Origin of the sequence: Paraherbaspirillum soli, from assembly GCF_042654985.1 — a bacterium.
Taxonomy (GTDB): domain Bacteria; phylum Pseudomonadota; class Gammaproteobacteria; order Burkholderiales; family Burkholderiaceae_D; genus Paraherbaspirillum; species Paraherbaspirillum soli.
This window is the reverse complement of record NZ_JBHSMT010000030.1, coordinates 108,099-128,927: the sequence shown is the minus strand read 5'-3', so window position 1 is coordinate 128,927 and position 20,829 is coordinate 108,099. Positions and strand designations below refer to the sequence as shown.

21 protein-coding genes are annotated in these 20,829 nt (G+C 56.5%); 13 read left to right on the top strand and 8 right to left on the bottom strand.

The annotated features are described in order from the left end of the window. The first annotated feature begins 50 nt into the window (after positions 1-50). From ACFPM8_RS20590 to ACFPM8_RS20550, 9 genes are all read left to right on the top strand, one after another. Positions 51-569, top strand: coding sequence for a hypothetical protein (locus ACFPM8_RS20590; RefSeq protein ID WP_379000500.1), 519 nt, complete (start codon positions 51-53; stop codon positions 567-569). 85 nt (positions 570-654) lie between these two features. Further along, entirely contained in the window at positions 655-1,062 is a 408-nt protein-coding gene (locus ACFPM8_RS20585; protein WP_379000498.1) for a hypothetical protein, read from the top strand. A 168-nt stretch (positions 1,063-1,230) separates the two neighbouring features. Beyond that, a complete protein-coding gene (locus ACFPM8_RS20580; RefSeq protein WP_379000497.1) occupies positions 1,231-1,644 on the top strand; it encodes a hypothetical protein in 414 nt (137 codons plus the stop codon). 164 nt (positions 1,645-1,808) lie between these two features. Further along, positions 1,809-2,135 carry a hypothetical protein gene (locus ACFPM8_RS20575; protein WP_379000495.1) on the top strand — a complete coding sequence of 109 codons (327 nt, stop codon included), beginning with the start codon at positions 1,809-1,811 and terminating at the stop codon, positions 2,133-2,135. Between the two features lie 76 nt (positions 2,136-2,211). Next, complete coding sequence (locus ACFPM8_RS20570) at positions 2,212-2,616, top strand: hypothetical protein (RefSeq protein WP_379000494.1); 405 nt, start codon at positions 2,212-2,214, stop codon at positions 2,614-2,616. A gap of 72 nt (positions 2,617-2,688) precedes the next feature. Continuing rightward, complete coding sequence (locus ACFPM8_RS20565; protein WP_379000492.1) at positions 2,689-4,461, top strand: hypothetical protein; 1,773 nt, start codon at positions 2,689-2,691, stop codon at positions 4,459-4,461. Between the two features lie 311 nt (positions 4,462-4,772). Further along, a complete protein-coding gene (locus ACFPM8_RS20560; RefSeq protein ID WP_379000490.1) occupies positions 4,773-5,117 on the top strand; it encodes a hypothetical protein in 345 nt (114 codons plus the stop codon). Positions 5,118-5,131: 14 nt separating this feature from the next. Continuing rightward, positions 5,132-5,305, top strand: coding sequence for a hypothetical protein (locus ACFPM8_RS20555; protein WP_379000487.1), 174 nt, complete (start codon positions 5,132-5,134; stop codon positions 5,303-5,305). A gap of 196 nt (positions 5,306-5,501) precedes the next feature. Continuing rightward, entirely contained in the window at positions 5,502-7,610 is a 2,109-nt protein-coding gene (locus ACFPM8_RS20550) for a TonB-dependent receptor (RefSeq protein ID WP_379000485.1), read from the top strand. Positions 7,611-7,737: 127 nt separating this feature from the next. Here the strand turns inward: ACFPM8_RS20550 and ACFPM8_RS20545 are convergent, their stop codons facing one another. Then, the gene (locus tag ACFPM8_RS20545; RefSeq protein ID WP_379000483.1) at positions 7,738-8,376 is read right to left on the bottom strand and encodes a RidA family protein; all 639 of its coding nucleotides are present in this window, start codon (positions 8,374-8,376) and stop codon (positions 7,738-7,740) included. Between the two features lie 64 nt (positions 8,377-8,440). Here ACFPM8_RS20545 and ACFPM8_RS20540 point away from each other — a divergent pair, with 64 nt between their 5' ends. After that, positions 8,441-9,757, top strand: coding sequence for a hypothetical protein (locus ACFPM8_RS20540; protein WP_379000481.1), 1,317 nt, complete (start codon positions 8,441-8,443; stop codon positions 9,755-9,757). Positions 9,758-9,975: 218 nt separating this feature from the next. Here the strand turns inward: ACFPM8_RS20540 and ACFPM8_RS20535 are convergent, their stop codons facing one another. Further along, positions 9,976-10,230 (bottom strand): DUF3562 domain-containing protein, encoded by a 255-nt coding sequence (locus ACFPM8_RS20535; RefSeq protein WP_379000478.1) that lies wholly within the window; start codon positions 10,228-10,230, stop codon positions 9,976-9,978. Positions 10,231-10,611: 381 nt separating this feature from the next. Here ACFPM8_RS20535 and ACFPM8_RS20530 point away from each other — a divergent pair, with 381 nt between their 5' ends. Continuing rightward, a complete protein-coding gene (locus ACFPM8_RS20530; protein WP_379000476.1) occupies positions 10,612-13,161 on the top strand; it encodes a S9 family peptidase in 2,550 nt (849 codons plus the stop codon). Positions 13,162-13,369: 208 nt separating this feature from the next. Here ACFPM8_RS20530 and ACFPM8_RS20525 read toward each other — a convergent pair whose 3' ends face one another. From ACFPM8_RS20525 to ACFPM8_RS20515, 3 genes are all read right to left on the bottom strand, one after another. Further along, complete coding sequence (locus ACFPM8_RS20525) at positions 13,370-14,131, bottom strand: formylglycine-generating enzyme family protein (protein WP_379000475.1); 762 nt, start codon at positions 14,129-14,131, stop codon at positions 13,370-13,372. A 92-nt stretch (positions 14,132-14,223) separates the two neighbouring features. Further along, positions 14,224-15,426, bottom strand: coding sequence for a DUF2252 domain-containing protein (locus tag ACFPM8_RS20520; RefSeq protein ID WP_379000473.1), 1,203 nt, complete (start codon positions 15,424-15,426; stop codon positions 14,224-14,226). Between the two features lie 308 nt (positions 15,427-15,734). Next, complete coding sequence (locus ACFPM8_RS20515) at positions 15,735-16,337, bottom strand: short chain dehydrogenase (protein WP_379000535.1); 603 nt, start codon at positions 16,335-16,337, stop codon at positions 15,735-15,737. Positions 16,338-16,449: 112 nt separating this feature from the next. Here ACFPM8_RS20515 and ACFPM8_RS20510 point away from each other — a divergent pair, with 112 nt between their 5' ends. Further along, positions 16,450-17,340 carry a LysR family transcriptional regulator gene (locus ACFPM8_RS20510; RefSeq protein ID WP_379000472.1) on the top strand — a complete coding sequence of 297 codons (891 nt, stop codon included), beginning with the start codon at positions 16,450-16,452 and terminating at the stop codon, positions 17,338-17,340. A 106-nt stretch (positions 17,341-17,446) separates the two neighbouring features. On the opposite strand, the gene msrA is transcribed toward ACFPM8_RS20510, so the two are convergent. From msrA to ACFPM8_RS20495, 3 genes are all read right to left on the bottom strand, one after another. Beyond that, the gene (msrA, locus tag ACFPM8_RS20505; RefSeq protein WP_379000470.1) at positions 17,447-18,160 is read right to left on the bottom strand and encodes a peptide-methionine (S)-S-oxide reductase MsrA; all 714 of its coding nucleotides are present in this window, start codon (positions 18,158-18,160) and stop codon (positions 17,447-17,449) included. Positions 18,161-18,184: 24 nt separating this feature from the next. Further along, on the bottom strand, positions 18,185-18,679 hold the full coding sequence (gene msrB, locus ACFPM8_RS20500; protein WP_379000469.1) for a peptide-methionine (R)-S-oxide reductase MsrB: 495 nt from the start codon (positions 18,677-18,679) through the stop codon (positions 18,185-18,187). Between the two features lie 145 nt (positions 18,680-18,824). Next, positions 18,825-19,718, bottom strand: coding sequence for a LysR family transcriptional regulator (locus tag ACFPM8_RS20495; RefSeq protein WP_379000466.1), 894 nt, complete (start codon positions 19,716-19,718; stop codon positions 18,825-18,827). A 102-nt stretch (positions 19,719-19,820) separates the two neighbouring features. Here ACFPM8_RS20495 and ACFPM8_RS20490 point away from each other — a divergent pair, with 102 nt between their 5' ends. Beyond that, positions 19,821-20,819: an aldo/keto reductase gene (locus tag ACFPM8_RS20490; protein ID WP_379000463.1), complete on the top strand. Its 999-nt coding sequence runs from the start codon at positions 19,821-19,823 to the stop codon at positions 20,817-20,819. Positions 20,820-20,829 lie beyond the last annotated feature (10 nt).

Sequence of the window (20,829 nt, the reverse complement as noted above, 5' to 3'; positions counted from 1 at the left end):
ATCCAGAACAAACGCTGCTGGCCACATGAGTGAATATATAAGGATTGAGAATGAAGAAAATCGCAATTGCGATGCTACTTCTGGGGGCATTGCAGACCGCTAAGGCAGAAAATTGGGTGCATATCCTACGTTATGACGATCCCAAGATTGCGCCGGTTGATCCCGCTCCATATGACGAATATCTCAACACGGATTTTGTGGATTTCGATGGGAAGTGGACCTTAATCCGTACCAAGATCGTTTCCGATGAGGCTGACAACGATTTTCACGGAAAACTCGAAATATGGACTTGGGCAATATCGTGTCGTGAATTTAAACAGGGAAGGAAAGAATATCGTCAATTCGATGATGTTGACGGTAAGCAGGAGAAATTGCACACGGTGTCGAGTGCTGCCGAGTTGGATCGGTTTGCGCGCTCAATAGCAGGTGGGCCAATACCTTTGGCTGCCGATAGCCCGGCGGCAGCCTTATATAGATATGCTTGCTTGGGTGTCACCCCGCATCTTTGGGCTGAGATGATAAAGTCCCGCTCCCAAGAACCCATGCTGCCGAGTTTCAATCAAGACTGATCCATATTTATAAAGAGTCTTGGCAAATCACAAATAAGGCCGGTGTGCATCGAAGTGCTGGGGAACGATCTATAAGTAGATGACGGTGAAACTTAAATATTCATATGTTAATGGTGGTGTTCATCCGATATGCGGGCAGACATATATTTGGCAACAAGAAGCGATTGACAGTGATGATGCGCTGCGTTATCAACTTTATATTTGTAATGTATTGGGTGCGGTTGCTCAAACATTTGAAGATTGTGATCGTCTTTTGCGCGTTATCGGAAAAATTGAATGTGGAAAGGAGATTTTTGTGGAAACGGGGGGGAATGATGTGACCCTGACTTTAAGGCCTTCTGGTGTACAAGTTGATATTGAAATTAACAAAGACTGGGTAGGGCAACCTGAAGGACAATTCACTCTGCAAGAATGGCGGGTTGTGCTGGAAGGGTGGCGTCGATTTCTTGACATGCCGCGGTCGTTTGAGTCTGTCGTTGAAATTGACATGTAAATTTATGTCGACGGTAGGCAGCGTTGTAGATACAGCTCTAAAGCTAAGAATTTTAATCTCCGCTGCTGCAAACGCATGACTTTGGAGTCCAACTTTTAGTATTGCTGGTTATTCAGCAAAAGGTCATAATTTTTAAATTGAAAATTATTATCTAACTGGAAAAATAATATGTTTCAAAAGTATGATGATTATTTGAACGGGGTTAGGGAGTTTGATGATTATTGGTCAGACGTTGGTATATCGGAAGCGATAGAAATTTTAAATGCCTTCACTGAGAAAGACTGGGAAATTCTCAAAGAAAAGATTGAGGAAAGGCCACAAATATGGCTTGTGTCTTGTGCTGAAACGCTCAGCGAAGTTTCTGATGTGAATCATGCTTACGACGTGCTATTACATTTGATCGAGAAAGATACTGAAGAAGTAGTAATTTCTGCAATAGATGCGATTAATGCACTTGCTTCGTATGGATTTAATGTATTGCCAGACTCTACACAGCTACGCCATGGAATAGAAAGAGCGAGAAAGAAAGCTGGAAAAGTTGGGTTATTGGTGCTCGACTCGTTAGAGAAGAAATTAGCTTAACAGACTGTTACGTACACGGCCTGAGTGTATTTGGTAAAAGCGAGCTTTTGCTGGTTATTCATGTAGGTCATTAGGAGCAACAAGCTGAGGTGGTGTTTCAGCGATTTGTGCATTCATTTTTTTAATATGCCGAAAATTCGGTTGTAATTTCATAAGGGGTTTACATGTTTATTGTATGGCAAGGTTTTGGATTTGTAGGTGTATTGATTCCAATTGTTTTTGTATTACTTGGGCAGCTAGGAATTGATGCTGCCCTGGGCAATGGCTATTACTCGTCCCATCCATGGGCACCGGCATTGTGTCTTATTTTGTCAGCCGTAGCACTTTGGTTTTTTGGCTCCAAACTCAATAATCGTCCCGGGCGCGAATTAATCGATCCTAAGACTCAAGAAAGAATCATTCTCAAAAAGAAGCACACAGTATTTTGGGTACCCGTGCAATATTTTTCCATCTTGGTGGCAGTCATTGCTGTATTCATGCTTCTGAAATAAGAGTCCGAACCGATCATGCACCATAGGGGCCGCCGCTGAAGGCGGCTTTTTATTTTTGCGAGAGCGATCCAGATAAATGCAACAAGATACAGATAACAAAGCATTCTTTTCGAAGGTCGAAACCCATTTTCAGGCGCTCGATTTGATTCGCGTCACGACGAAAGCGCTTTACATCATCGCAGCCTTACAGCTGGTCACAGCACTTCTGACTGGTGGAACCGGGCTTGTCGACTGCGTGGTCAATGCCGTGTGTGCCTACTGCATACGTCGTTTTCATAGCAGGATCGCTGCTGCCGTCGCTCTGCTGTTGGCCGTCGCTACGCCTATCGTTGCGCTCAGTAGGCAGGGAGGGGCTAGCAGTATCGCTATTGTTTTTAGTCTGCTGGCAATATGGGCTGGTGGTCGGGCGCTGGAGGTTACTTTGAAGTTGCACGGCCGCCTCGCTCTTACGCAAACCAAGAATCGGGATGACGTCGCCTAGTTAGCGCCCAACTTAGTGATTCGGGACGACCCGTTCCAATATTTGAAATTGAAACAGAAGGAAAAGAAGAATATGAAGGAAATCACACAGAGCATGAAGGGCTTCTTAGCAGCCGTTTTCATGTGTGCGTTGAGTGCCGGTAATTTGGTGTGGGCAGCAGATGGCGTAACGGAACATGGAGGACATGCACGCGTTCGCTTTATTGGAAATGGACTTATCGGACTAACTTTTTATAAAAATAAGAGCTGTGTTGGCGGGCGTGGGATTCAAGCTTCTCGTAATGGCCGTAATCTCGGAGCCGCGCTAGGTATTTTGTTTGGGAAAGCGAAAAATATCTCTCTGGGGATTCCAGAAACGCCAAATGTTACCAATTTAGAAAATTGGGACGTTACGTTGTCGAAAGCCTTCTATCGAGAATACTCTGTGAATGCAGATGAGCCCCTAACCATTGAGGCAGCATATTATTTTCATACCGCCGGTAACCACACTTCCATAGCAAGAGTCACTTGTAACGTGGATGGTTTTTTTGTCCCTGAAGATGGGAAAGACTATGAGGTGACTTTAAATGTGGGCGAGAAAACTTGTCAGCTTGATGTGATGAAGATTGACTCGGCGGAGGCTGCGGTTAAGTTAATACCCGTTAAAGTCAAAGCGGCAAATAAATGTTCTGCAGTGGACACCGGCGTGCCTGAGCTCACCCCGGAAGAGCAAAAAGCTGAAGACGCCCGTATTGTCCCCGAGGGCGTGGCATTCAAGAAAAAAGACGCCAAAGTGCATGCCGATATCGATAAACATGTCGACGAACTTCTCGCAAAGCGTAGGGCGGAGCGCGGATTTACACTCGGTGCCTCTGCCCAATGTCCGGATTGTCCGCAAATGATTGAAAGTCCGGACGGGCGTCAGCCCTTGGATGGCGTGCATGGCTTGCCGCAAACCGATGACGCGGAAATCAATCGCTGGATTAAACAAATTGAGCCGGAGTTGCGTCGATATGTCACCAACCAGGCTAACTACTTCAATCTGCCATCCAATGTCGTGGCGATCCCGTGCCAAGGGGCAGACGACGATTTGCGCAAAGCGGCAGAGTTTGTGGATTTATCCGAGCTGCCTCAGGAGCAACAGCTGGCGTATGAACGCGATCACAAAACCGACGGCAAGCTGGACTATTATTTTCGTGATGTCCGTTTGTGGCCAGTGCAAGCGTCCTGCGTCAACGGCAAGCTGAATGGCGAGACCGATCTGTGGATCTTCGGAAACAAGGTTTTCGATAGCGCGACAAGGCTGTCGGTTGTGCCCGAACTGACGCATGTTCGTTTTACTGCGGTAAATGGCAAGCCTGTCGGATTAATGAATTTCGTTAATCGATCGGAAGGTCCTGGCATCAACGAGTACAAGGACCCTGTCAAAAATGAGGAAATGAAAAAGAAAGCGCAACTGAGAAGTGAAGGCGTCACGTTCAAATACCAGCAGGCTGATAAACAAGAAAATCCACGTTCAGTTACCGTCGTTAATACGATTTACGACGAAAGAGGATTTAAGAATTCATTCGAAGGCCCATACACCAGTGTTGAGCTTCCGCTCAGTCCAGGACGCACGGAGGTGATCACCTTCAAAGGGGTCCGCAAGGCGGCGCATTATCTGCAGAAGAATGGCGTATTGCATGGCGAGACGATCTACTATGAAAAGCCGAAGCCTAGTGCCAGTACGTCTTCTCTGCTGTTTCCTAATGCGGGGAAACTTTTTTCCAAGATCCTTCCTAAAGAGACTAAGGAGGCGATTACCGTGACGAAGAAATGTTTTAAAGATGGCGCGTCGGTTGATATTGATCCATGCGACGTCGATTAGGTCGATTTATTTCCGGAAAGCGCCAGAACGGCGCTGACGGCGCGGATTGTCATAGCCCCCAAATACGTCTATAGTCACCCCCGTCCTTGGAAGTTTCAGGGAACTGGTTTGACGACCTGATTTGCATATAGCGCACATGCCGCGCCTCGCGGCTTTTTTTCGTGCGTCACCTTTGCTCGTCCCTATGGCGGCAGTGGTGGGGAGCCTTCGGGCTGCCGGTTTTCCTATATGCACCGGTTCGTCAACCCTGTCATCTGCCGCCACCTCCGTTTGACGACGGAAGGCGGTTCAACCGCATATAGGAGTCTGCAATGAACTCACCTAAAGCAAGTCACCACCCATTCTCATGGTTAGTCGAAGAACTGCGTCTCGATCAAGCGGCGCAATTTTTAGCGTACACGCTGGACATGACTCACGGCATCTATACCTGTCTGGCCTTGATCCATGCCAGCAATCTGGCGCGCGAGCATGAGGACAATGTTTGCCCGCCGCGATTGAGCGTGTATGAAACCGAGCTCATGACGCGTTTTGCGATGGCCGCCACCGGCACGCTATCGGAACAAATCGCGGAGCGGATTGATGCACTCAACAAGCCGTATCTGGATGCCAGATTGAACTCGTCACAATCAAACGCAGCCGCTAAGCAAGCCGAATAACACGGCATTACACATTGAGCATTGGCACGATAAGACGCATCAGCCATACCATCGCTGTGCCGATGATCGGTCGTGCCAAGCTCAATGTGTTTTTCGCTTGCGACAGCATCGCCGTGCCGGTCGCCGTCAACCCGGCCGCCGCGCTTGACGGCACCCAATTTTCAAGTTGCGCACAAAAGGCCCGATAGGGCCTTTTTCTATTTCGGACACGGTAAACATCGTAGCGGGGAGTCCTGTCCCGTTAATGTTCGCGTGACAACAAATAGCAACAGTTATTAGCAATATTGTTGCTAATGATTCTCATTAACCGTAAAATCCGTCCCTATTTTTTGCAATGACCCTGCGAATAAAACCAGGGTTTTTACCTCATCAACAAAGGAAACAATGAAACCGAAGCTTCGCAAATTGCCATTCTTCGTCGCAGTCGCATGTGCTGTATTCGGATCAGGCGCACAAGGTGAAACCGTCATGCCGGAAGTCGTGGTAACGGAAAAAGCTGCGCCGGCCGGCGCTTACGAAGTGGTTGAGTCGGCCGCTGCGACCAAAGTCGCCGTGCCTTTGCATAATGTGCCGCAGGCGGTGAACGTGGTGCCGAAAGCGGTGATGCGCGATCAAAACGTCTTGTCGGTGCAAGATGCCTTGCAAAACGTGCCGGGCTTGAGCTTCAGCGTCGGCGACGGCCAGCGCGATCAAGTGACGATACGCGGCTTCACGGCGATCAACGATCAATTCGTCGATGGCGTGCGCGACGACGCTTTGTATTTCCGCGACTTGTCGAACGTTGACAGGATTGAAGTGCTGAAGGGGCCTGCTTCGGTGTTGTATGGCCGCGGTTCCGCCGGCGGTCTGGTTAACCGCGTGACCAAGAAGCCGCAGGCAGTGCCGGTGATGGAAGTCGGCGCGACGATCGGCTCCGAGGGGCAGAAGCGTGGCGAATTCGATATCGGCGCCGCCAGTGCCGACCAGCAGTCCCTGTTCCGCTTGACCGGCGCGCTGGAAGACTCGAACAGTTTCCGTAACCAGTACTTCCTTGAGCGGCAGGCGATTGCGCCTTCGTTCACTTTCAAGCTGCGCCCGCAAACAACGCTGACAGTGCAGGCGGACTATTTGAAGGACAAGCGCCTGGCCGATCAGGGCGTTCCGAGCTATCGCGGCCGCCCGGTCGAGGTGCCGATCGAGACCTACTATGGCGCGGCGAACGGACATGAGCGCGCATTCATTCAATCCGAAGTCAGCAGCGGCACCATCACGCTGGACCATGCTTTCGACCCTGATCTGAAGCTGCATTCCGTGTTGCGCGGCTACGATTATTCGCTGGATCGCAATTACACCTCGATCGATGCCATCAGCAAAGGTGCGAATCCGACCGTCAGCATCGGCCAGACGCGCCGCCTGCGCGATGAGCATGGCTACTACTTTCAAAATGAACTGTCGCAGAAGGTGCAATGGGGCGATACGCGGCACCAGCTGCTGTACGGTATCGAGCTGGGGCAGCAGCATAAGAGCGAGTTGCTGACTTCGCGCAGCAAGGTCGCGACCTACGATTTGTTCCATCCGGTCCTGGCCAACTTGGCGCCGCTGCCTGCGAATCTGGTTCCAGGCGCCGACAACAAGAATCGGGTCAACATTGCCGCGTTGTATTTGCAAGACCTGGCGACGTTGAGTCCGCAATGGAAAGTGCTGGCCGGCCTGCGCTATGACCGTCTGCAACAGACAAGAGACGACCGCACTGCGCGCAACCTTGATCTGCAACGCACCGACAGCACCGTCTCGCCGCGCCTTGGGGTGGTTTTTCAGCCGATCGAACAGGTTTCCGTCTATGCCGCATACAGCCGCTCGTTTCAGCCGGTCTCCGATTCGTTTAGCTTCCGTGCGAACAGCGATCAGCTCAAGCCAACCCAAACGGCGAATAAGGAAATCGGGGTAAAGATGGACGTGGGGACGAAAGCGAGCCTGACCGCCGCTGTGTTCGATATGTCGCAGACCAATATCCAGGTAGCCGATCCGGCCAATTCCAATTTCTCGATTCCGGTCGGGAAGCAGCGCACGCGCGGACTAGAGCTGACGTTTGCCGGCGAGATCGCCCCGCAGTGGGATGTGATCAGCAGCTATTCGTATATGGATGGCAGCATCGTCGAGTCGACCGAGCGGACCTCGGCCGGTACTCCGTTCAAGGGCAATACGGCGGCGTTGACGCCGCGCCACAGCCTGAACTTGTGGCTCAAGCGCAAGTTCAATGACGGCTACTATGTCGCCGGCGGCGCTCATGCCGAATCCGTAAGGTACGCCTCCCCCGACAATTTGAGCGTGTTGCCGGGCTATGGCGTGATCAATCTCGGCGCCGGCTACGAGGAACGGAAATTCGACGTCGCCGTGACGCTGAAAAATCTCTTGAACCGGAAGTATTTTGTCGCCGGGCACGGCGGCGCGAACGATTACAACATGCCGGGCGAACCGCGTTCGCTGCTGGTCAGCGCGCGCTATCGCTTTTAAGGGTCGCGACATCGTCCAAATAAATCGGCGCGGCTGCTGGCGCTGGCCCGGGATTTCAGCCATGCATTGAAGCTTGTCTGAAACTGGTCCACGCCATCAATCCACATCTTGGAGCCGTCTCGATCCCTTACTCCAAAATCGCCATGCACTCGATTTCGAGCAAAAAATCTGGTGACGGCAGTGAGTAGACGATCAGGGTGGTGCGCGCAGGATACTTCCCATCGGGGAAATGACTCGCGTAAATTCGGTTCATTTCGGCGAAATCCTCCCTGCGTGTCAGGCACACGTTGGTCTTGACGACACGCGACCAATTGGTGCCGGCTGCGGCGAGGATGTTCGTGATATTCGCCATGACCTGCATCATCTGCGCAGTGAAGTTGCCGACCGCAAGTTTGCCGTCAGTGTTGAAGGCGGGCGTGCCGGATACGAAAACCAGATTGCCGACTTTCACTGCCGGTGAGTATGGTGGCGCAGCTGATCCCTTTTGCAGTCCTCCGGGATGAATGAACTCCAGGGGCTGGGCTGAAGCTGAATCCTTCGCTATCGCAGTTGCCGGAATAGCGGCTGCTACCAAGCCTGCGATCATGTTGCGGCGACCGTCGTCCATTTGTTTTCCCCTTTTTCCGTACGGCAGTGGTTCCAGTGTAGGAGTGGGGCGGTGTTTGTCAACGTGGTTGCGGCGCCTGGCAGGGCGATTTGAATTTGTATCGAATATGACAGCCGGTAAGAGTTTGTAAGTATTTTGCCGGTAGTCAACGATTTTCATATGGTCGCGTTGAAGCGCTGTATTACCCAACCCGATCCACCCCCTTTCTCGGAAGAGCGTATTCATGCGCAAAAATATACTGTCCACACTCGTCGCTTTAGCTGTCATTTCCCCTCTCACTGGATACGCAAGCAACACGGCCCCGGACGCTGCAGACCATCTTGCTGCCGTGCCGGCCACGACAGCCACCGCCAATCCAGCCAAGGCAAGTCCGGTTGCCAGTGCCGGCATGGTGGTCGATAGTTTCAGCGGCCCGGTCACGGCCAATGAAATAAATTCATTCAAGTCGTATATCCAGACCCTGGTGCCGGCCACCGACAATATCGGCAACGAGTGGGCACAGGGGCCAAGCGGCGAGCAGACCAAGGCGATGGGCCTGGTCTACGAAATCACCGGCGACCGGGCTATCCTGGACAAAATGATCGTCTTTTGCGACAGCGTGCTGTCCGAGCGCAACGACTTGGCCGCAGCACCTGTCGGCCAGCACAAAATATGGACCGGCGGGGTTGATCCGGTCTGGCCCAATGATCTTTCGGTCACGCCTATCGGTACCGGGGGCGAGCAGGGCGATTCGGTCGGACATCTTGGCTATTGCGCCCGGTTGATTCTGAGCACGCCCGCCATCTGGCACCTGAAAGTCGGTGGCGGCGATCCCAATAACTTTGGCGCGGATTATTTTAGTCGGGCCAAGAAATATGTGGAGCAAGCGGATTACAGCATTGACCATCACATTTTCAAATCCTTGCTGAATCTGTCGAACCATAATCTCTATTATTTTTCCCCCGCATCGCCTTATAAGTCCGGCGAGCCGGTGCCGTGGAACCAGCAGATGATGTTCAACTATGCGTTGCAGAATCTTGCGAAGTCGCACGAAATTCTCGGCGACGATCCGGCCCGCGCGACCAAATACAACGCCATCGTCAGCGCCAATTTCGCCTCATTTTTTGCATCGGGCGTGACGTCCTACGTCAGTAACCAAGGCCGCGAAGTCTACGATTGGGCCTATGCATTGCCGAACAAGGGCAACGAGGACAGCAACCACGGCAGTCTCGATATCGCTGGCTTCTATCGCGCCTATATGGCTGGCGGCTATGGTGTGTCGAAAGTGGAAATGACCAAATTCGCCAACACCTTTGTTGACGAAATGGACCGTGGGCCGCGTGATTATTCAGGCAGGGTCAACGGCACCGATGGGACCGGTCATGGCGCGCCGACCACCTACATCAGAAGCGGCTATCTGTTGCTTGCAGAATTTGCGCCGCTTCAGTATCAAGACATGATGGGTGCGGATCTGGCCGTCGGTAAGGCTACCCCGAAGATCGACCAGTTTTCACGCTTTCTATGGGTGAAAAACCAACGCTATATAAAAAAAGCACGTTAAGGTCAATCTGACTTGGCAGACCAACTCCGACACTTGATGTTGGTCTGCGCGTGTGTATTAGTGGACTGTAACAATAGATTCGATAGTGCCTGTCGCGCACCCGACGCGCATGGCGGCGTTGCAAATGCTCGCGATAGCCCCCACTATCGCTGTGCTGTGCGCCTTGCCCTGCACGCCGGGTACGCGCCTTTCACTCCCGAATCCACTGTTACAGTCCACTAGATCAACTGGCGCCAATCCTGACCGGCGGATCGAGCCTGAGATATTTTGTGGAAAGTTAATCTCACTCTTCTTGAAACAAAGATCGCCAGATAATCGTGAATCTGGGCCTGCTCTTTTAGCAGCATCAGAATCTCTTCATACACGGGCGTAATTTCTTGTACCGGCCGTTTGAGTTCCTCGGCAAGCAATTTAATGTAATGGAGATGCCTCAAATGATCGTGGCTGTCGGTGTACAACGCCTTGTTCAGCATTCAATATCCCCTGCGGAAATTTGTCTCTGCACGTTGATCGCAGCGTTCGCGTAGCGACCATATCGTTTCCATGCAAAAAGTAGTGCCGGAGCTTGGGTGCCTTGTTGAACGAATGCCCGATTTTGACGTGAGAGCTTCGTCATCAGTTTAGGCATCGACAAATGCGTGTCAATGGCATCGCGTAAAGATAAGGAGTCGCGACGATCGGAGATTTCGATAGGGCGGCACTGCCGTTGTTTGGCAGCATGCGTCCGAAAAACTGCGGATTCGAATCATTCCGAAAAAAATGTCCTCTTTTTCAGTTCTAAATGGCAATATTCGTCAGGTCGTTCACCAATATGACGAACCCTTATTGCATCCGAATCAAAACTGAGGACATTAATGACAATAAAATCCCCTTTGACCTGCCTTTGGGCCACGCTATTGGCGGCCGGCGTCATGTCGGCAGCGCTTGCCGCGCCGACAGCGGCTTCCGCGTCATCAGCCACGGCCAGTTCCGCCTCGGGCTACAGCCAGCCGCCCAAAAATATTCTCGACGTCATGCGCGCGCCGTCGCCGCCGATGCCGGTGCTGAGCCCGACGCACGACCGGATGCTGCTGGTGTCGTGGCAGGATTACCCGTCGATTTCGCGGGTGGCGGCGCCTTTCCTGCGTTTGGCCGGGGTGAGAGTCGAACCCAAGAATCACAGCAAGCACGATACCCCGGGCGGTTACGGCATCGCGCCTTGCGCCAGCAGCTTTGACCTGGTGCGGATTGCCGATGGCGCGCAGACGCATATTGCGTTACCGGCGGATGCCTGCCCGAATCGGCCGCTCTGGAGCGCCGACGGCAAGCGCTTCGCTTTTGAAAATGTGACCGCGGACTCGGTTGACCTGTGGATTGGCGATGCCAGTACCGGCGCTATCCGCCGTGTCCCGGGCGCGCATCTGAATCCGATGCTGGAAGACGAGATTCAGTGGATGCCCGATCAGAAAACACTGCTGGTCAAACTGCTTCCGTCGCGGATGGGTCCGCCGCCGCCGAAGCCGGCGATACCTGCCGGTCCGAGCATCCAGGAGTCGGATGGTGGCAAAGGGCAGAGCAGCACCTACGAAAATCGCGACACGCTGGGCAATCAGCATGACGAGGATCTGTTCGATTACTACGCGGCTTCGCAACTGGCGTTGGTTGACGCCAATAGCATGGCGATCACGCCGGTGGGGGCAGCAGGCCGTTACGAATCGCTGGCAGCGGCGCCGGATGGCCGGCATTTGCTGGTGACTTCGATTCGCAAACCTTATTCCTACGTCACGACCTTTGACCGTTTCCCGCACGAAGTGGAGATCTGGGATCTGTCAAAGCGGCAGAACATCGCGGTGCATCACATTGCCTCGCTGCCATTGGCTGACCGGGTTCCGATCGGCGGCGTCGCGCTCGGGCCGCGTGACTTTGCCTGGCGCGCTACCGAACCGGCGACGCTGGTCTGGGTGGAAGCGCTCGACGGCGGCGACTGGAAAGTCGAGGTGCCGGCGCGCGACAAGCTGATGCTGTTGCGAGCGCCGTTCAATTCGGCGGCGGTGGAGATCACGCGTACCGAACAGCGTTACACCGGCATCTCGTGGACTGAGCAAGCCGGTCTCGCGCTGTTGCATGAATACAATCGCAACCGGCACTGGCGGCGCAGCTTCCTGATCAATGTCGACGATGCGCAGCAGAAGCCGCGCTTGCTGTGGGATTTGTCGACGGACGAGAAGTACGCGAATCCGGGCGCAGCGGTCAAACGCCAACTGCCGAACGGGGCGTGGGTGCTGCGTCAGGATGGAAATGCAATCTTCCTCAGCGGCGTCGGCGCTTCGCCTGACGGCGACCGCCCGTTCCTGGACAAGCTCGATCTGACGACGCTGAAATCGGAGCGCCTGTTCCGCAGCGACAAGACCTCCTATGAGCAGTTTCTGGGTTTCGCCGGACCGGATGCGCATACCTTCCTGACCTGGCGTCAATCGGTGATTGATCCGCCCAATGCATTTTTGCGCACTGTCGGTGCGCCGCTTGATGCTGCAACTGGGGAGGCGGCCTTTGCTTCGGCCAGCGCCGCCATCACACACCTGCCGGATCCGACGCCGGTGGTGCGCGAGATCAAGAAGCGCCTGGTGAAATACAAACGCGACGACGGCCTCGACTTGTCGTTTACCTTGTACACGCCGCCCGGCTACCGCGAGGGCCAGAAGGTGCCGACGATTCTGTACGCGTATCCGCTCGATTACGCCGATGCTGCCAAGGCTGGTCAGACCACCGGCTCGCAAGAGACCTTCACGCGGCTGCGCCAGTATCGCTTATTGCTGCTGGCCGGCTATGCCATCATCGACAACGCGGCTTTCCCCATCGTTGGCGATCCGAAAAAAGCTTACGACAGCTACATGGAGCAACTGGTCGCCGATGCCAAGGCCGCAGTGAATGAGGCGGTGCGGCTGGGCGTCGCCGATCCCGACCGTATCGGCGTCACAGGTCACAGTCATGGTGCGCTGATGACGGCCAACCTGTTGGTGCATTCGGATCTGTTCCGGGCCGGCATCGCCACCAGCGGTTCGTACAACAAGACGCTGACGCCGTTCGGCTTTCAGAATGAACAGCGGTCGGTGTGGGAGGCGCCGGATGTCTACCTGAAGGTGTCGCCGTTTTTCTTCGCCGACAAAGTGAAGACGCCGCTCCTGATCGTGCATGGCGCGGACGATGCCAATCCCGGCACCACGCCGCTGCAAGCCAGCAAGCTGTACGAGGCGATCCGTGGCAACGGCGGCACCACGCGTTTGGTGATGCTGCCGCATGAACCGCATTGGTATTCGGCGATGGAATCGAACGAGCAGCTGGTCTATGAAATGCTGCGCTGGTTCGACAACTACGTGAAGAACGCGCCGCCGCGTGTGCCTGCTGTAGCGGCTTTGCCGCGTTAGCGATATTGGTCTGATAAAGCGGGGAGATTGAAAACCAGTCTTCCCGCTCCAGCTGCAATGATGTGTTGCACGCGCGGGCACCTCTAAAAACCGTAGCGAGCGGTCCAAGGTCGGGGCGAGAAGCGGAGTCGTACGACGGTACGGCGAGCATCGCAGCCCAGAGATTGGGCCGCGCAGTAGGTTTTTAGAGGTGCCCGCACGCCAACCATTACCAGTTGGCGTGCGTGCCGTCAGGCGATCGGGCAACCCGAAAGCCAAGATCGTCGATCGCAAATGTCGGATGACTGCGGCGACGATTGGTGGCAAGGCAGCCTCTTTCGGCATCGGACCAGCCACCGCCACGAAACACGCGATACGAACCATAAACCTCCGGGTCGTATTGATCTGCACACCATTCCCACACATTGCCTAGCGTGTCGAACAGCCCCCAGGCATTTGGCTGCTTCTGACCGACCTCGTGCGTGCGGCCCGCGGAGTTTTCTCGGTACCAGGCGATATCGTCGAGTTCGCCATATCTCGGGCTGTTTGTTCCGGCGCGGCAGGCGTATTCCCATTCCGCTTCGGTCGGCAGGCGATAGCCGCTACTTGCAGGGATCAGAGAGGCCCCGGTTTCATCTTCATGGATTTCGTAGCAGTCGGGCAGGCCGGCGGCCCTCGATAGCATGTTGCAGAACCGAACGGCATCCAGCCAGGATACGTTCTCTACCGGGCATTGCGCGGCGACAGTTGATGATGGCCGTTGTCCGGTTATCGCAGCATATTGCGCCTGGGTGACGGGATAGCGGCCGATCGCAAAGGGCTGCAGTTCGACCAGCCATTTACGGCTGATTCTATCGTCCCGCAATGCAATGGTTCCCGCGGGAATTCGTACCGTTTGCATATCGAGCGTTTCAGACGGATGTTCCATTTTCTCCATGGTGATGACAGAAGTGGCGTTGCATGACGGAAAGATTGCGATAGTAAAACTCATCAGGCGTACTTCCGTCAAGCGCGCTGTGGGCGGTGCGAGTTGTCAAGAACTGGCGCAGTGGTTCCGGCAGCGGATAGTTTGAGGTGCAAGCCTCACAAAGTGAAATCTCCATCATCGTAAGCGCGGCAGTAAGTCAGCCAGTCCTTGTGGACTTGGGCGGCGCAGTCCAGCGCCATGTCCATCAACTGCCGCTTCCATTTCTTGCGTTGACCAAAGTCGATCAGTTCATCGGCGCTTGCCGAACCCTGACGGCCGGCGCTGCGCAATTGGTCCCAGGCGACTATCTTGCCCATCGTGCCGATGGCGCGCTGCAGTTCTTGCATGGTGTGGCTTGGCCTATCCAGGGTGACGCGGTCTTCGCTCGGCTGCAGGCCGCGCAAGACGTAGCTGGTCTTGCCAACCATCACCGGCTGCAGGAAGGCCATGGATACCGCCTGGCAGCGCCGCTGTAGCTCGACCACGCGATGCGCTTCGCTTTTCCATTTCGGTTGCGCCACTTTCAAATGCGGTAGCAGGGCGGACGGCAGTGCTTGCTTGAGGTCGAGCAGGTAGTTGCCGTCCGGCGAGCCTTTACCGTGGACCAGGATCACGTAGCGGTCGACGCCCAGGCTGCCGGTGCCGGCGATCCGACGCGCCACATCCAGCACTTGATAGAAGTCCGGGTCGGGCTGTTGCGCGGCATATTGCTGCATGAATGCGGTGATCCTGGCGCGCTGCTTGGCGCCGACCGGCAGCGCCTTTTTTCCATCCAACCGCAGGATGCGTTGCTTGCCTTTGCGCTCGGTGCGGCGGTTGAGATGGTGTGGGCGCTGACGTTGGCGCAGGCTGTTGAGCAGGTCGCCGACGATGCCTTGCGCGGTGTCGCGCTCGACCCAGCGCATATGGCCTTGGGCCAGCGCGGCGGCATAGGCGTCGATAAAGCTCTGGCACAGCACCAGCGCTTCGGCGGCGGTGGCCGACAAGGTGTCGGCGCCGACCAGCACGCTGGTCAGGAAGCGCACCAGTTCCCAGCTGGCCGGGGCCAGCACGGCTTCGTCGAAATCGTTCATGTCGAAGTAGACCAGCCGGTTGTCGCCCTTGTAACTGCCGAAGTTTTCCAAGTGCAGGTCGCCGCAAATCCAGGCCAGCGGCGCCGATTTGAACAGGTCGCTTGACGGCAGCCGGTCATAGAACAGGTGGCAGCTGCCGCGCAGGAAGACGAAGGCGTTGCTGCGCATATTGCGGTATTTCATCTGCAGCCGTTCGGGATCGCGGCCCGCGTTGTAGTCCTGGATGCGACGCACTATGTTGGCCATGGCAAGCTCATGATGTTGTTGGACATCTCTAAAAACCGTAGCGAGCGGCCCAAGGTCGGGGCGACGATGTTGCAACACCTGCAGCCGTACGGAGCGGGAGAGCATCGCAGCCCCGAGATTGGGTCGCGCAGTAAATTTTTAGAGGTGCCCTATTGATGGAGGGGGCACGACCGGCAAATCCGGTCGGATGGTCCGCGTTGTACTGCGGGACAGCTGGCAATCTTACTATCAAGTAAGAAGAAGGATGCAGGATTTGATGCAAGGCCGGGGAGCAGGGTTGCTCCCCCTTGATTTGGTCGGCTTGACGTCTACCAGACCTGATAAACGCGGCCGGTCTGCGCGCCTTCGACGCTGCGGCTGTAGGCCATGGCGGCGCGGCTGGCGGGGACGGCTTCGAAGCCGTAAAAGAAGGCGCCGAAGTTGGCTAGCGATTCTTCCAGCACGGTCGGGCTGACGACGTTGATGCGGATACCGCGCTTGAGTTCGATGGCGGCGGCACGCACAAATCCTTCCAGGGCGGCGTTGACGGTGGTGGCGTTGGCGCCTTGCAGGATCGGTTCTTCGGTCAGGATGCCGCTGGTCAGCGTGATCGAGCCGCCGTCGTTGAGGTGGTGTTGCGCGACCAGCGCCAGGTTGATCTGGCCCATCAGCTTGTCGCGCAGGCCGACCTGGAATTGCTCCGGCGTCAGTTCTTGCAGCGGGCCGAAGTGTAGTTTGCCGGTGGTCGATACGATGGCGTCGATTTTGCCGATCTGGCTGAACAGTTTTTGCACGCTGTTGATGTCGGTGATGTCGACCTGGTACTGGCCGCTGGTGTTGCCGACTTCGATGATTTCATGGCGGCTTGCCAGTTGTTTGACGACTGCTTTGCCGAGGGTGCCGGTGGCGCCGATGATCGCGATTTTCATGATGACCTCTTGTTGGTTGTGGAGAAAGAGATGACAGTATGATTGCTTCTTAATCGGTGATAAATGGCTTAATATTACTATCACTTAACACCTATGGTGTGTAATTGGAGGGGTGATGGATCGCTTAGGCAGTATGCAGATTTTTGTTCGCGTCGTAGAAAAGGGCGGGTTTTCTGCGGCGGCGGAGGATGCCGGGATTTCGCCGACGATGGTTGGCAAGCATGTGCGGCAGCTGGAGGAGCATCTGGGCGTGCGGCTGCTTAACCGCACGACGCGGCGCCAGAGCCTGACCGAGATCGGCCAGTTGTATTTCGAGCGCTGCAAGCAGGCGCTGCTGGAAATCGAGGCCGCCGATGCCTCGGTCAAGGAGATGCAACTGGTGCCGCGTGGGGTGTTGCGGGTGACGGCGCCGGTCACGTTCGGAGCCCAGGTGCTGACCGCCGAGGTGCGGACTTATCTGGAGCAGCATCCGGAGGTCGAGCTGGATCTGGCCTTGAATGATCGCGTGGTGGACTTGGTGGAAGAGGGCTACGAGGTCGGCATCCGGGTCGGCGCGCTACCTGATTCCAGCCTGATTGCGCGGCCGTTGCAACCGTACCGGGCGCTGGTGTGCGCCGCGCCGGATTATCTGGCGCGCTGCGGCACGCCGCAAACGCCGCACGACCTGCGCGATCACAATTGCATGAGTTTTGTGTATGGCAACCGGTATAACCGCTGGAGTTTCGCCGACGCCGGCGGCCAGTTCGAGGTCGAGGTGGGCGGGCGGTTTCGGGTCAATAACGGCATGGCCTTGCGCACTGCGGCCTTGCACGGGCTCGGCATCATCATGCAGCCGGAGCCTTTGCTGCGCGAGGATCTCGCCGCCGGCCGGCTGGTCCGGATCCTGGACAACTATGCGTTGCCGCACAAGCCTATGCACATCGTGATTGCATCGAATCGCAAGATGACGCCCAAGTTGAAGTCGTTTGTCGAGTTTGTGGTGGCGCGTTTCGGCCGGGATGTTTAGTAGGGCGGATGAGCGCAGCGTTATCCGCCGTTGGATGTGCCACAGACATTTGATGCATCCAGAACGGCGGAAGGCGCTGCGCTTTTCCGCCCTACTATCCCTACTATTATTTAATAGCCGCCACGGTAACCGGTTTCTCCCGATATTCAGCCGGGAACATGCGCTTCAGGTTGTCGATCTTGGGCAGGTCGTAGATCGCGATATAGGGTTGGGCCGGGTGCAGGGTGGCGTAGTCCTGGTGGTAGTCCTCGGCCTGATAGAAGGCGTTCAGCGGCACGGACTGGGTTACCACGTGTCCCCGATAGACTTTGGCGGCGTCCAGTTGGGCGATATAGCTGTCGGCGATCCGTTTTTGCTCGGGGTTGCCGTAGAAGATCGCGGAGCGGTATTGGCTGCCGCTATCCGGCCCTTGCCGGTTCAGCTGGGTCGGGTCGTGCGCCACGGAAAAATAGATCTGCAGCAGTTTGCCGTAAGTGATCTTGTGCGGATCGAAGCTGATTTTTACCGCTTCGGCGTGGCCGGTGGAGCCGCTGCTGACGATCTCGTATTTGGCGGTGTCCTTGGCGCCGCCGGCGTAGCCCGACACGACCCGGGTCACGCCCTGGGTGTGTTGGAACACGGCTTGCACGCCCCAGAAACAACCGCCGGCCAGTACAGCGGTTTCGCTTGCGGCGTCGGGTGCGACGGTCTCATCCACTAGCGGCGGCGGGATTTTGACCGCGAGTTCGGCCGAGATGCCGGGCTGCCACCAGATGGCGCCGGCGACCAGCAGCGATACGGTGCAGAGTGCGCCGGCGATGCGTTGCGATTTCGATTTCATTGTGTTTCTCCTTGAATTATTCACTCAGGCGTCGGCCTTGAATTTCATCGCCGCCCCGTTCATGCAATAGCGCAAACCGGTCGGCTTCGGGCCGTCGTCAAACACGTGCCCCAGATGGCCGCCGCAGCGGCGGCAGTGGACTTCGGTGCGGGTCATGCCGAAGGTGCTGTCCTTGCGGGTACCGATCGCATTCGGCAGCGGCTGCCAAAAGCTGGGCCAGCCGGTGCCGCTGTCGTATTTGGTTTTGGACGAGAACAGAGGCAGATCGCAAGCGGCACAGGAGAACAGGCCGGGGCGCTTTTCGTGGTTGAGCGGGCTGGTGAACGGCCGCTCGGTGCCTTCCTGCCGCAAAATTGCATATTGCGTGTCGGTTAGCAATTTGCGCCATTCCGCATCGGGTTTGGTGACTTCGAATACTTCGGCCGCCGCGGCTGAGCGATGGAAGCGCCAGAGCGGCAGCAGTCCGGCCGCCAGCAACAAGCTTGTGCCCCTGAAAATGACCTTGCGTCGGGTGCTCATGAAAGATTCTCCTGAAGTTTTAAAACGGATTGCCCTGAACCAGCTTCCCATTGGTCAGAGTCGGCGTGGAAAACTTACATCTCTTTGATGAAATATGTTGGCCGCTGACGGATTAGAGCCTGTTTCGACGCTTTTGTTTGCAGGACTAAACCGGTTTGCCGCGCAGCATGTCGATGAGCACCCGCAAGGTGGTCGGCATCTGCTGCCGGCTCGGGTAATAAAGATAGAAACCCGGCATCGGCGGGCACCAGTCGTCCAGAACCCGCAACAGCCGCCCTTGGGCGATCAGTTCTTGCGCCTGGACTTCGTAGACATAACTCAGGCCGACGCCGTCCAGCGCGGCGCGGATCATCAGTTCGTCGTCGTCCAGCAGCAGCGGACCATCGACCTGGAGCGCCAGCGTTTCGCCATCCTTGGCGAACTCCCATGCATACACCGCGCCGCTCGGAAAGCGGCGGCCGATGCAGGCATGCTCCTTCAATTCTTGCGGCCGTTGCGGCAAGCCATGCGCGGCGGCGTAAGCCGGGGCGGCGACCACGATAAAACGCAGCGCCGGTCCCAGCGGAAGCGCGATCATGTCGCGTGCCAGGCTCTCGCCGAAGCGGATGCCGGCGTCGAAGCCGGCGGCGACGATATCGACCAGGCCGTCGTCGGTCACCACTTCCAGCCGGACTTGCGGGTAGGCCGCCAGGAAGCGCCCGAACAGCGGCGCCAGCAGCAGCCGCGCCGCCGGCCGTGGCACATTGAGCCGCAGCGTGCCGCGTGGCGTGTCGCGGAAACGGTTGACTTCATCCAGTGCTTTGTCGATGTCGCGCAACGCCGGTCTTAGCGATGCCAGCAGCTGTTCGCCGGCCTCGGTCGGGGTCACGCTGCGCGTGGTGCGGTTGAGCAGGCGCACTCCCAGCCGGGTTTCCAGCTTGCGCATGGCATGGCTCAGCGCCGATGCGGAAACGCCGCGTTCCAGGGCGGCCTTGTTGAAGTTGCGATGGCGCGCCACGCAGGCGAAGGCGTCCAGTTCGGTCAGGTCGGGTTTGGTCATTGATGAATTATGTTCAGTATTTCATGCGTCATAACATGGCTTATCGGAAGTAATTTAGCAGAGGATACTATCGGCGTCACCACTGATATAGGAGTAATTGCTATGAAAATCCGCACACTGGGCCGGCATGGCCTGAACGTTTCCTCGCTCGGCCTCGGCTGCATGGGCATGAGCTTCGCCTATGGCGGCGCCGACCAGGCGCAATCGATCCGCACCTTGCAACATGCGGTCGAACTTGGCGTCACCCATTTCGATACGGCCGAGGTTTACGGTCCTTATGTCAACGAGGAGCTGGTCGGGCGCGCCCTGCAAGCGGTGCGCGGGAAGGTGACCATCGCCACCAAATTCGGGTTCAAGATCCTGCCGCACGGCGAGGGCGTGGCGCGCATGGCCGGGGTCGACAGCCGCCCGCAACATGTGCGCGAGGCGGTGGAAGGTTCGCTCAAGCGCCTGGGGGTGGAAAGCATCGATCTGCTGTATCAGCACCGGGTCGATCCGCAAGTGCCGATCGAGGATACGGTGGGCGCGATGGCGGATCTGGTGCGGGCCGGAAAGGTGCGCCACCTGGGGTTGTCGGAGGTCTCCGCCGCCACGTTGCGGCGCGCCCATGCGGTGCATCCGATTGCGGCGGTGCAGTCTGAATATTCGTTATGGAGCCGCGAGCCGGAGCGTGAAGTGTTGCCGGCCTGCGTCGAGCTGGGCGTGGGTTTTGTGCCGTACAGTCCGTTGGGTCGGGGATTTTTGACCGGCAAGCTGAACGACACGCAGGGACTCGCGGCCGATGACTACCGGCGCACGCTGCCGCGCTTCCAGGATGCGGCGATGCACAGCAACCGGACGCTGATCGAGGCGCTGACCGTGCTGGCCGATCGGCGCGGCTGCACCCCGGCGCAACTGGCGCTGGCCTGGCTGCTGGCGCAGGGCGAACAGATTGTGCCTATCCCCGGGGCAAGGCAGATCCGGCATCTGGAAGAGAACGTGGCGGCCGCCGGGATCGCGTTGCAGGCGGATGAACTGGTTGCGATCCAGGCCGCGCTGGCCGCCGAGCGTATCGTCGGTCAGCGTTACGGCGAGGTGGAGCTGGGAATGGTCGAGCTCTGACCGGTCTTCG